The organism is Aeromonas sp. ZOR0002 (assembly GCF_963866995.1).
In the GTDB taxonomy this organism is placed as follows: Bacteria; Pseudomonadota; Gammaproteobacteria; order Enterobacterales; family Aeromonadaceae; genus Aeromonas; species Aeromonas caviae.
This window is the reverse complement of sequence record NZ_CAWMFQ010000175.1, coordinates 71,159-83,004: the sequence shown is the minus strand read 5'-3', so window position 1 is coordinate 83,004 and position 11,846 is coordinate 71,159. Positions and strand designations below refer to the sequence as shown.

At 62.4% G+C, this 11,846-nt stretch carries 10 protein-coding genes and 1 pseudogene; 4 read left to right on the top strand and 7 right to left on the bottom strand.

The features are described 5' to 3' along the window. A pseudogene (locus tag AACR77_RS10600) lies at positions 1–1,334 on the bottom strand (cache domain-containing protein); the annotation flags it as partial. 216 nt (positions 1,335–1,550) lie between these two features. Here AACR77_RS10600 and AACR77_RS10595 point away from each other — a divergent pair. Continuing rightward, entirely contained in the window at positions 1,551–2,540 is a 990-nt protein-coding gene (locus AACR77_RS10595) for a luciferase-like monooxygenase (RefSeq protein WP_010673203.1), read from the top strand. A 184-nt stretch (positions 2,541–2,724) separates the two neighbouring features. Next, a complete protein-coding gene (locus tag AACR77_RS10590; RefSeq protein WP_010673204.1) occupies positions 2,725–3,210 on the top strand; it encodes a 2TM domain-containing protein in 486 nt (161 codons plus the stop codon). A 126-nt stretch (positions 3,211–3,336) separates the two neighbouring features. Here the strand turns inward: AACR77_RS10590 and AACR77_RS10585 are convergent, their stop codons facing one another. The 6 genes from AACR77_RS10585 to lptD are packed head-to-tail and all read right to left on the bottom strand — an operon-like array spanning position 3,337 to position 10,135. Continuing rightward, on the bottom strand, positions 3,337–4,158 hold the full coding sequence (locus AACR77_RS10585; RefSeq protein WP_039040022.1) for a symmetrical bis(5'-nucleosyl)-tetraphosphatase: 822 nt from the start codon (positions 4,156–4,158) through the stop codon (positions 3,337–3,339). Between the two features lie 6 nt (positions 4,159–4,164). Next, on the bottom strand, positions 4,165–4,527 hold the full coding sequence (gene apaG / locus AACR77_RS10580; RefSeq protein WP_010673206.1) for a Co2+/Mg2+ efflux protein ApaG: 363 nt from the start codon (positions 4,525–4,527) through the stop codon (positions 4,165–4,167). A 4-nt stretch (positions 4,528–4,531) separates the two neighbouring features. Continuing rightward, complete coding sequence (gene rsmA, locus AACR77_RS10575) at positions 4,532–5,344, bottom strand: 16S rRNA (adenine(1518)-N(6)/adenine(1519)-N(6))-dimethyltransferase RsmA (protein ID WP_010673207.1); 813 nt, start codon at positions 5,342–5,344, stop codon at positions 4,532–4,534. Next, a complete protein-coding gene (pdxA, locus tag AACR77_RS10570; RefSeq protein ID WP_042881321.1) occupies positions 5,334–6,329 on the bottom strand; it encodes a 4-hydroxythreonine-4-phosphate dehydrogenase PdxA in 996 nt (331 codons plus the stop codon). The genes rsmA and pdxA overlap by 11 nt, the downstream gene beginning before the upstream one ends. A gap of 50 nt (positions 6,330–6,379) precedes the next feature. Then, on the bottom strand, positions 6,380–7,672 hold the full coding sequence (surA, locus tag AACR77_RS10565; RefSeq protein ID WP_042881311.1) for a peptidylprolyl isomerase SurA: 1,293 nt from the start codon (positions 7,670–7,672) through the stop codon (positions 6,380–6,382). Between the two features lie 30 nt (positions 7,673–7,702). Further along, positions 7,703–10,135, bottom strand: coding sequence for an LPS assembly protein LptD (lptD, locus tag AACR77_RS10560; RefSeq protein WP_042881310.1), 2,433 nt, complete (start codon positions 10,133–10,135; stop codon positions 7,703–7,705). A gap of 174 nt (positions 10,136–10,309) precedes the next feature. On the opposite strand from lptD, the gene AACR77_RS10555 reads away from it, so the two are divergent. Continuing rightward, positions 10,310–11,320, top strand: a complete 1,011-nt coding sequence (locus AACR77_RS10555; protein ID WP_042881308.1) for an aminoglycoside phosphotransferase family protein — start codon at positions 10,310–10,312, stop codon at positions 11,318–11,320. Then, on the top strand, positions 11,317–11,846 hold a 530-nt coding region (gene murU / locus AACR77_RS10550), incomplete at its 3' end, for an N-acetylmuramate alpha-1-phosphate uridylyltransferase MurU (RefSeq protein ID WP_042881306.1). The genes AACR77_RS10555 and murU, both read left to right, overlap by 4 nt.

Here is an 11,846-nt window from a genome sequence, read left to right as displayed (position 1 = left end):
TGGGCAGCCGCCACCGTCTCGTGCAGGATGCGGCTGAGCAACGAATCGAAGCGATGCTCTGCCGCCAGCGCCCGGCCCATGTTCATGAAATTGCCGAGGGTCAGGCGCATGCTGGACATGGCGCGGGCGAGGTCGTCAATTTCGCGGATTGCCGAATCCGGCCCCGGGCTTTCGCCAAAGTCGAAGTGCTGGATCCGCTCAGCCTCCCCGGTCAATACCAGCAAGGGGGCGGCAGTGCGCCGGGCAGCCAGCCAGATGACGGGCAGCAGGAGCAGCAGACCGGCAAGGGCCCAGGCGAGATTGTGCAGCGCATCCTGGCGCGCCGGGGCGGTGAGCACCTCGGTGGGCACCAGGAGGGCGAGATAAAACGGGGACTCTTCCCCGAGGGAGGAGATATTGACCAGCCACTCCTGACCCTGAACCGTTGCCAGGGTCAGCTCGGCGGGGTGATGCAGCAGGGCAGGCCGCGCAGCCATCTCCTGTTGCAGCCTGGTGAGAATGGGGTGATTGAGGGCCGACAGCATGGGCAGGCGGCTCAGTTGCTCGAAGCTTGGGAGGCGCTCGGGATCCGTGGCCAGCAGGGTCCCGACCTCGTCAAACAGCACCAGCTGGCTGTGACCGGGCAGGGGCAACTCGCCGATGAGGGAAGAGAGCCCCTCCACGCCCGCATCGAGCCCGATCACCGCCCGGCGATCGTCGCTCTCCACCGCCAGTGTCATGCCTGGCTCCCGGGTAGTGAAGAAGAGGTAGGGGTGGGTCACTATGATGCCCGTGCTCCAGCGCGCCTCCTTGTACCAGCCCCGATCTCGCGGATCGAAACGGTAGTCCGGCATGGGGCGCCGCTCCAGCAGCCGCAGCCGCTGGTCGAAATAGAGGAACTCTCCCTGTCCCTGATGCAGGCTCTGGACCAGCAGGCGGCTCTCGGGCGGAGGTGCCTCCAGCGCCCCTCTCGCCCGTTCGGTCAGCTTGCGAACCAGAAAGAAATCGCCGTCCTCGTAACCTGCATAGATGGCGCCGTAACTGGTACTGTTGGCCAGTACTTCCGCCAGCTGGGGCAGGAAGGCGAGCCGCGTCTCGAGGTCTGTCATGGCGGACAGCTGGCCGCTGCGCAGCAGATTCAGGGACATGCGGGCTGGTCGCTGGTTCAGCTTGATGGCGAGGGCAAGCTGCTCCCGGTATTGCTGGAAGCTCTGACGTTCGTGCTCCAGCCCCTGCTGCATGCCCTGCTGGAACTGCAGCACGATGAGGGCGCCCCCCAGCAAGGAGAAGAGCAGGATGAAAAGGGTGGCAATGTGTACGTAAAAGGGTCTGCGACTGAGACTTGCGTTTGTCATGGACGGATCCTTGTCCCCTGGCGATCGCCGTATTGGCCACCTAACAGTGTGCTTGCTGGATGACAAAAAGCCTAGGACTCGATCTTGCGCTCTTCGGCCCGAAATCAACAGTCGGCCTTCGCGCTGCCCCCTTGCCCTGTGGTGAGATGATTCGTCCAGATATCTCGTGCTACATTGCTCCCCTGATAAACGCCCTGTGAACCAATGGAGTGTCCCATGTCTGTCGTCCCCTATTCCGTGCTGGATCTGGTGCCCGTTCCCGAAGGTGGTCTACCGGCCGAGTCGTTTCGCCACTCGCTGGATCTGGCTCGCCATGCGGAGCGCTGGGGCTACCACCGCTACTGGCTGGCGGAGCACCACAACATGCCGGGCATTGCCAGCGCCGCCACAGCGGTGCTGATTGGCCACCTGGCCGGGGGCACCACGACGTTGCGGCTCGGGGCTGGCGGCATCATGTTGCCGAACCACTCCCCTCTGGTCATTGCGGAGCAGTTCGGCACGCTGAGTTCCCTCTATCCGGATCGTATCGATCTCGGCCTGGGCCGCGCCCCTGGCAGCGATCAGCGCACCATGCAGGCGCTTCGCCGCCAGCGCAGCGGCGAGGTGGATGACTTCCCGGCGGATGTGCGCGAACTGATGAGTTATTTTGGCGACGAGGTCGGTGCCGTGCAGGCGGTGCCGGGCCAGGGACTCCATGTGCCCATCTGGCTGCTGGGCTCCAGCCTCTACAGTGCCCAACTGGCAGCGGCCATGGGGTTGCCGTTCGGCTTTGCTTCCCACTTCGCTCCCGCCATGTTGCTGCAGGCGCTGGAGATCTACCGTACCCAATACCGTCCCTCTGCCCGCTGGCCCAAACCCCATGCGGTGGTGTGCGTCAATCTGATCGCCGCCGACACCGATCGTGAGGCCCGCTTCCTGTTCACCACCCTGCAGCAGCAGTTCCTGCGTCTCTACCGGGGGGATGCCGGCAAGCTGCCACTGCCGGTGCAGACGCTGGGGGATGAGTGGTCTCCCCGCGAATTGATGGCGATGGAGCAGACCCTGGCTCGCTCCCTGGTGGGGGAGCCGGATCGGGTACGCCACGGCCTCAAGGCTCTGCTGGCAGAGACCGGAGCGGACGAGCTGATGTTCAACGGCCCCATCGTCGATCATCAGGCGCGCCTGCGCTCCTTCGAGATTGGTGCCGAGCTGATGCAGGGGTTGTAACCCCCCGTGACGTCTGGCCGCCAGCGGCACGCCAAGCCTGGCTGCTCGGGGCGCAAAAGCCACGATTGCGTGGTAGTAAGATTTTGATTTTTAAAGGAAGTCAGGTGAGTGTCGGCCATCTGTCGTGTCGCCTCTCATCCCCTTTCCCTATGCTGGCCCTGTCAATCACCACAAGGAGCGCAAGATGATCGTCAGGAAGTTGAGATTGCAACGGGGATGGTCCCAGGAACAGCTGGCGACCCTCACTGGCCTGAGCGTTCGCACCATTCAGCGAATAGAGCAGGGCCAGCAACCCGGACTGGAATCCCTCAAGGCCCTGGCCGCCGTCTTCGAGCTCGATGTGACCCAACTGCAGGAGAGCGAGATGAAAGGGAATGAGGGCGAAGATCGGGGACGCGTGCAGGTGGCGCGAGATGAGCAGGAGGCGATGAAGTTCGTGGAGGGGCTCAGGGGCTTCTACGGCCACCTCATGAGCTATGTGCTGGTGATAGGGGGGCTGTTTGTCATCAACTACCTGAGCAACCCGGATTATATCTGGGCCTGGTGGCCCATGCTGGGCTGGGGGTTGGGGCTGGCTTCCCACGCCATCAACCTGTTTCAGCCCTTCAAGCTGTTTGGCCCGGAATGGGAGCGGCGCCAGGTCGAGAAACGGCTGGGGCGCAGGCTCTGATCCGCTCATCATGAAAAAACGGGCCCGGCATTGCCGGGCCCGTTCTGTTTTCAGCTCCATTTCGCAGGAGAGGGCATTGCTCTCCTCTCAACGGCGGATCATTCCCATGTTCCGCAAAGAGCCGCTCTACTTGGCATAGGCCGGGCAGGGGGTGGCGATCAGGGCGTCGTCCTCGTAGCGCCACAGGGTGAGGCTGTTGCCCCAGACGCACCCGGTGTCGAGTCCCTTGATATCGGATTTGCCGGTGTTGCCCATCAGGGCCGCCCAGTGGCCGAAGACCAGGATGGGGTCATCCACATGGTGCTCGCGCTGCTCGAACCAGGGGCGCAGGCCCGGGGTCGATTCGGTGGGGCCCTTCTTGCATTTGAAGTCGAGGCGCCCGTCGAAGTAGCAAAAGCGCATCCGGGTGAAGCTGTTGATGATGTAGCGGTAACGTTCTATGCCCAGCAGGTTGTCGTTCCAGCTGTCGGGCTGATCGCCATACATGTTGTGCAGCAGCCAGCTGTACTGATCCCCGCGCAGCAGGCTCTCCACCTCCCGGGCACAACTGCGGGCGGTGTGGGCGTCCCAGGCGGGGGAGAGGCCCGCATGCACCATCATGATGGGCAGGTCGGGGTGTTCTGCCAGCAGGGGACGGTGACGCAGCCACTCCAGCAGCTCGTCCCGATCCGGCGCCTCCATCAGCGCCTGCAGCTTGTCTTTCTTCTTGAGCGGGGCGACTCCGTGGGCCACCGCCAGCAGGTGCAGGTCGTGGTTGCCGAGCACGGTGACGGCCTGCTGCCCCAGTGATTTGACGAAACGCAGGGTGTTGAGGGAGTCCGGCCCCCGGGCGACGAGATCGCCGCACAGCCAGAGCGTGTCGTTATCGAAGTCGAACTCGGCAAGATCCAGCAGACGGCGCAAATCGTCGTAGCAGCCCTGGATATCACCGACGAAACAGTTCGCCATGAAACCTCAGTTGATTATGTTGGGGACGGCCAGCGTGAAGGGGGCGATGGGGGCTTCGAATTGTTGCCCCGATTCATCCTGCAGGATGTAGCTGCCTTCCATCACGCCAAGCGGTGTGGCGAGGGGAACGCCACTCTGGTAGGAAAAGGTCTCGCCGGGGGCGATCAGGGGTTGTTCACCGACCACGCCGGGACCTTCCACTTCCAGCATCTTGCCATTGGCATCCGTAATGAGCCAGCGTCGATGCAGCAGTTGCACCGTGCCCGGACCCAGGTTCTCAATCTCGATGCGATAGAGAAAATGGTAGGGATCTGCGGTTCCCGCCACATAGCTTGGGTGGGGGCGGACCACTATCCGGGCTTGGGTCATGGGATCAGGCCTGTTGCTGGTCGGCCAGCCAGTTGGCGATCGTGACGAACTGCTCGAGGGAGAGATTCTCCGGGCGCAGGTTGCCATCGATGCCAAGCTCGGTCAGCTGGGCGTCGGTGATGAAGTTGGAGAAGCTGTTGCGAATGGTCTTGCGACGCTGGCCGAAGCCCTCGGTGCAGACCCGGTTCAGGCAACGAATGTCTTTCGCGACGATAGTCGGGTTCTTGTGCGGGATCAGACGCACCACGGCGGAATCCACCTTCGGCGCCGGCTTGAAGGCGCCCGGGCCCACTTCCAGCACCGGCACTACCTGACAGTAGTACTGGGTCATCACGCTCAGACGGCCATAGGCCTTGCTGCCCGGGCCGGCGGCCAGACGCAGCACCACTTCCTTTTGCAGCATGAAGTGCATGTCCTCCACCCGGTCGGCAAATTCGCACAGGTGGAAGATGAGCGGGGTGGAGATGTTGTAGGGCAGGTTGCCGAAGATGCGCAGCGGACCCTTGCCTTCCCCCATCAGGGTACTGAAGTCAAAGCGCATGGCATCGGCTTCGATGACGGTCAGCTTCTCCTTGAGGGTCGGGTGTTCGCGCAGACGTGCGGCAAGATCCCGGTCCAGCTCGACCACGGTCATCTTGTCCATCTGGGCGGCGACCGGCTCGGTGAGCGCGGCCAGACCCGGGCCTATCTCCACCAGATTCTGACCCGGTTGCGGGTTGATGGCGGCCACTATCTGGTCGATCACATACCGGTCGTGCAAGAAGTTCTGACCGAAACGCTTACGGGCCGTGTGGCCCATGTGCACCTTACTGCTCATATCTTTTTTTCTCTACCATCTGGATGGCGTGGTTGATCGCGGTGGTGAGGCTGCCGGGGTCTGCCAGGTTCTTGCCTGCCAGATCCAGCGCGGTGCCGTGGTCCACCGAGGTACGGATGAAGGGAAGTCCGAGGGTGATGTTGACCGAGTTGCCAAAGCCCTTGTACTTGAGCACGGGCAGCCCCTGATCGTGGTACATGGCGAGTACCGCATCCGCATCCTTGAGGTATTTGTCCTGGAACAGGGTATCGGCCGGCAGCGGGCCGACCAGATCGATCCCTTCCTGGCGCAGGGCGACCAGGGCGGGTTCGATGACATCGATCTCTTCACGGCCCAGATGACCCCCTTCCCCGGCATGGGGATTGAGGCCGCAGACATAGATCCGGGGCTGTTCGATGCCGAATTTGCGCTTGAGATCCGCATCCAGGATGCGGATCACCTTGCCAAGGCGATCCTCGGTGATGGCCTTGGCCACATAGGCAAGGGGAATATGGGTGGTCGCGAGGGCCACTCTCAGCCCTTCAGTGGCCAGCAGCATCACCACATCGGCGGTGTCGGACTGCTGGGCGAAGAACTCGGTGTGACCGCTGAACGAGACGCCCGCCTGGTTGATGATCCCCTTGTGCACCGGCCCGGTCACCACGGCGGCAAATTCGCCGCTCAGGTTGCCGTCGCAGGCGCGCTGCAAGGTAGCCAGCACATAGGCGCCGTTGCCCTCATCCAGCTTGCCTGGCACCACGGGGGCGCCGAGCGGCACGGGGCAGACGGTCAGAGTCCCCGCCCGCTGCGGACGGGTGGGGGCGCTTTCGTCATAGGGTTCAAGCTCGACGGACAGCCCCAGCAGGGCGGCCCGTTCGCGCAACAGGGCGGGATCGGCGATCACCACCAGCTGATGGGGCCAGGCCCGCTGGGCAATCTGCAGGACCAGATCCGGGCCTATGCCAGCCGGTTCACCCGGGGTGATGGCAAGCCGGTGGCAGCTCAGCTGTGCCTCGGCGTGCCCTGGATGCGCCTTGTTCATCTGCTTGTCGCCCATCAATTGGGTTCGATCTGGATGTAGGCTTCGTCGCGCAGCTCATCCAGCCAGGCCTGGGACTCTTCGGCGAAGCGGCGGTTGAAGATGAGCTGGTAGGCGCGTTGCTCCTGGGCCTTGCCGGTGGCGTCCTGGCTGCGGCGATCCTCGAGCTGCACGATGTGCCAGCCGTGGCTGGTGCGGAAGGGTTCGCTGATCTGGCCCGGTTGCAGGCGCCCCAGCATGTCGCGGAATTCCGGCACATAGACGTTGGGATCAGACCAGCCCAGCTCGCCACCCTGCACCGCAGAGCCCGGATCCTCGGAGTATTTCTCTGCCATGCTGGCAAAGCTGGCCTTGCCGCTCTTGATGTCGTGCAGGATGCCGTCCAGGGTGCCCTTGGCCTTCTCCTCGCTCAGGATGATGGAGGGCTTGATCAGGATGTGGCGCGCCTTCACCTCGGTCTGCATGACCTGTTGCTGACCCTTGGTGTCGAAGATCTTGATGATGTGCAGACCGGCGCCGGAGCGCAGCGGGCCGACGATGTCACCCTTGCCGGCCCCTTGCACGGCTTCCGCCATCAGGGTGGGCATCTCCTGCGGGCTCAACCAGCCCCAGTCACCCCCTTCCAGCGCCTTGGGACCGTTACTCTCGGCAATGGCCAGCTTGCGGAAGTCTGCCCCCTCTTTCAGGGACGCCAGAATGCGCTCGATCTTGGTCTTGGCAGCGTTGAGCTGCTCGGCATTCGGGTTGTCCGGCAGCGCGACCTGGATATGGCCGATATGATATGACGTCTGCTGCTGGCCCTGTTTGCTCAGGGCCTCGACCACCTGCTTGACCTCCTGATCGGAGATGTTGATGCGACGGCGGACCTGGCTGCGGCGCACCTCGTTCATCAGGATCTCGCGGCGCACCTCCTCACGGTACTGGGCGTAGGTCAGGCCTTCCCGCTCCAGTTGGGCGCGCAGTTGCTCCAGGTTCATCTTGTTGTCGGCGGCGATGCTCTGAATGGCCTGTTCCAGCTGGGTGTCACTGATCTTGAGCCCCTGGCGCTCCGCCAGTTGCAGTTGCAGGCTCTCCTGGATCAGGCGATCCAGCGCCTGCTTGCGCAGGGTGACGTCATCGGGCAGGGACTGGCCGCTCTCCTGGGCGGAGGCCTTGACCTTTTGCACCAGGGCCTCCTGCTGACTGGCCAGCACCACATCCTTGTTGACCACGGCCAGCACCTTGTCCATCAGCTCGGGGGCGGCGAGGGCACCCTGGCTCATGACTCCGAACAGGCCTGCGGTCAGCAGGGAAATCAACGTCTTCTTCATATCCATCTCTCAAGGCGTTTGCCAGACCGATTACTGGTCTCGCAGGTTAAACGGACGAATGTAAGGCAGTGCTTCGGTGTCCAGGGAAGTGCCCTTGGAGCCGGTACCCACGCTACCCAATCCTTTCATTTCAAATTGAATGCCGAGGCTGCGCTCGGACGTCGGGGTCAGGTTCACGTTGTCTGGCGTGTTGACCCATTCCAGGTTGAAGTTGATGCTCCAGCAGCAGGAGTCGTATTTCAGACCCACCTTGCGGTCCACTTTGACGTTCTGGTTGAGCTCCTGATAGTAGCCGCCATAAAGGTGCCAGCGATCGTCCAGCGGGGTGGTCAGCAGCAGGCCGATCTGGTTGAGATCCGTCACCTGCCCCTTGTGGTCGAGGTCGTAGTTGGCATCCCGCACGAAGCGGTGGTTCAACTGACTGATCAACTTCTCGTGACGGTACTCCAGGGCGCTGTTGGCAGAGCTTATCTGGCGCTGTTCCATATCATATTGTGCCCCCGCATGGGCATACCACTGCTCGTTGATCTTGGCGTCACCCTCGAACGACAGCGGGGAGCGGGTATTGGTACTCAGCTCATCGCTGCTGTAAAGCTTGACCCTGGGCGCCACGAAGTCGAAGGCTTGGGCAACGGCCAACCGGATTCGTTCATCCCCGGCCGGATCATAAATGCGGGTGGTGACCCCCAAGGAGAGCCGGTTGGAGTCGCTGATGCGGTCCAGACCGGCGAAGCGGCGATCGCTGAAGAGGCTGTAGTAGTCCTGGCGCATGGTGGTGGAGTCATAGACACCGATGTTGTCCTGATCCTTGTAGGGCACATAGAGGTACTGGAATTCAGGCTCCAGGGTCTGGTTGGCGCCCTCGCCAAACCACTGCTGATCCCGCTCGAAGGTCATGCCGCCCTTGAGACGGAACGATGGCAGTACCCGGGTGATGGTCCCCTCTTCCAGGGTGATGTCGCCGCCCTCTCTCGGGGTGAAACGATTGGTGAAGGTGCTGCTCATCTGGTCAGGCACCGTCTGGTCGTAACGGGTGTACATCAGCTTGTACTGGCTGTCGAGGAAGTAACCCGCCTCGTCAACGAGGGGGATGGTCAGGGTGGGGGCCGTGTAGACCCGGGTGCCGGTGTAGGCTTCACCCTTGTTCTGCTCGATGGCCTGATCGTTGTTGTAGCCGAAGTTGGTCAGTTCGGTATTCCAGGCCAGATCGTACCAGCTGCCCTGCTGGTAGTAGTTGTGGTTGATGCGCGGCATCAGCTCGTGGGGCTGCTGGGCGCTGGCCAGCAGGATCTGGTAGGTCCGTACCTCGGCATCGAGGTTCCAGTTCTGCTGGTAGTAACCCGCCTTCAGGGATTGCTGCAACTGGTTGTCGACCTGGGTCCCCACCTTGGGGGTGAAGTCGTTGAAGTAGTTGTAGTCCTGGTCCCGTACCTTGGTGTAGTCCACCGACACCCGCATGGCGTTGTCCATGAACATGGAGGTGTGGCGGGCACTGAGCAGGTAACGGTGACCGTCAGAGAGATGCTGATTGAGGCTGGCCGTCTCGTCGTACTGCTTGTCGTCTGCCAGGTTCTCGAAGTAGAGGCTCCCCACGTGGGCCGGGTCCGGCATGTAGCGGAACTCGACCTGTTCCATCAGGCCCCGTCTGTCCATGAAGCGGGAGGTGATGGTGGCATCGTAGTTGGGGGCGATGTTCCAGTAGAACGGCTGGGTGATGTCCATGCCGTTCTTGGAGCTTTGGGTATAGCCCGGGTAGAGCAGACCGGTCTTGCGCTCATCCTTGATGGGGAAGTTGATATAGGGGAAGTAGAAGACCGGATAGTCATAGAGCCAGAGGCTGGCGTTCCAGGCCTCCCCGAATACCTCGGACTGATCGATGTCGATGCTGCCGGCCTTCAGGGTCCAGGCCTCCTGGCCCGGTGGGCAGGTGGTGTACTGGGCCCCTTCCAGAGTGATGTTCTGGTTGTTGTTGGTCATGGTCACCTTTTCGGCGAAGCCGCGCACCGGTGAGCCATGGACCTGATATTTGCCCTCTTCCAGCTCGGAGTTCTTGGTGTCCAGGTTGGATTTCAGGGTCTTGTCGCTGGTGACCGTGATCTGGCCATCGTTGTAATAGATGTTGCCGATGGCGATGACATCCCGGCTCTTCTGGTCGAGCTGGGCATAGTCGGAGTCGAACTTGCGCACGCCCTGGCGCACCTTGACGTCACCCTCGTAGACGGCGGTACCGCCCTGCTTGGCCTCCAGGCGATCGGCATCCACCTCGACGGGCTGGGCATTGGCGTCCTGGTCCGCACTGGGCTTCTCTATCTTGGGAACATAGTCATAGCAGAGGCTGTCGAGGATCCCGGTAGCGGGTGGCGCATTGAGTGGCGCTGCCTGGGCCATGAGCGGACTCAGGGCAGGAACAAGGCTGATGGTCAGGGCGATGGGACAGGAGTATCCCAGTGTCCATTTTGTCATGTGAAAGGCTCGCGCAATCCGTAGTAAAAACGGTGGATTCAGGGCATGCATTTTATGTCAGGATCCATCGAGTTGACATTGCATGTCATTGCTTTATGTTAGCCGGCAATGATAAAGCATTATTGCGGCCAGGGCTAACAGCCAAGTGCTGCTTTCCAATTTGGTTCCCGACTCATGCACGATCGCGCTTCCCTGCTTTTGCAATGGGCTCGCCGGATTTCCGGTGACGCCAACCTCTCGTTGACGCTTATTTCCGGTGACGCCAGTTTCCGCCGCTACTTCCGGGGCGGCGGTCTGGTGTGGGTGGATGCTAATCCGAAAACCGAAAAAAATCATGAATTCGTTCGCAATGCGGCCGCCCTGCACGATGCGGGGCTGCTGGCCCCCGAGGTAAAGGGGGTCGACTACGAGCAGGGATTGCTGGCGGTGACGGACCTGGGGGATACCCAACTTATCGGCTGCCTGAACGAAGCGAGCGTACTGGCCTGGTATGGCAAGGCCATCGCCCTGCTGCCAAGGCTCGGCACCGTGGCGCTCGAGCTCGAGCCCTTCGATGAGGCCTTCATGGCCCGTGAAAATGCCATCTTCCCCGAGTGGTTGCTGTGGCATCACCTGCAACTGGCCCTGAGCGATGAAGAGCAGCAGTTGCTGGCGGAGACCTTCGCCTGCCTCACGGCGAGCAACCTGGCCCAGCCACAAGGAGTAATGCACCGGGACTTCCACAGCCGCAACCTGATGGTGTGCGGCGGGATGAACCCGACGGAGAGCGACCTCGCCCTTATCGACTTCCAGGACATGGTCATCGGGCCGCTGAGCTATGACCTGGTTTCCCTGCTCAAAGATTGCTACGTGCGCTGGCCAGACGCGGTGATCGAGCAGGGCATGCGACTTGGCTTCGACACCCTGCAAGGGGCCGGTCTGCTCGGCAATCTGGACTATGCCGCGTTTCGTCGCGCAGCCGATCTCACCGGCATGCAGCGCCACCTCAAGGCGGCGGGGATCTTCACCCGCCTCTATCACCGCGATGGCAAGGCCGGCTACCTCAAGGACATTCCACGTACCCTGGGCTACGTCGTTGATGTCTGTCGCAGCCATGGCGCCGCCTATCCGGTGCTGGCCCGCTTCGGCCAGTGGCTGGAGCAGGTGGTGCTGCCCGGATTGGCGCGCACCGGGGTGACACCATGAAGGCGATGATCCTGGCCGCCGGGCGCGGCGAGCGGATGCGTCCGCTCACCGATCTGCTGCCCAAGCCGCTGCTGGCGGCGGGGGGCAAGCCGCTCATCGTGCACCATATCGAAAAACTCAAGGCAGCCGGCGTGACCACACTTGTCATCAACCACGCCTGGCTCGGACACAAGCTGGTGGCGGCCCTCGGCGATGGCAGTGCACTCGGGGTTTCCATCCACTGGTCGGCCGAAGAGAGCGCGCTCGAGACCGCCGGCGGCATCGTGCAGGCGCTGCCTCTGCTGGGCTGCGAACCCTTTCTGGTGATCAACGGCGATACCTGGCTCGACCTGGATTATCGCGCTCTGGTGAACCAGCCGCTTGGGGACGATCTCGCCCACCTCTGGCTGGTGCCCAACCCTCTGCAGCATCCGCAAGGGGACTTCTCCCTGCAAGCGGGTCGGGTGCTGGACACCCCGGCCCTCACCTTCAGCGGCGTCGGCCTCTATCAGCCCGCCGCCTTTGCCGGCTTGCCCTGCGGGGCGCG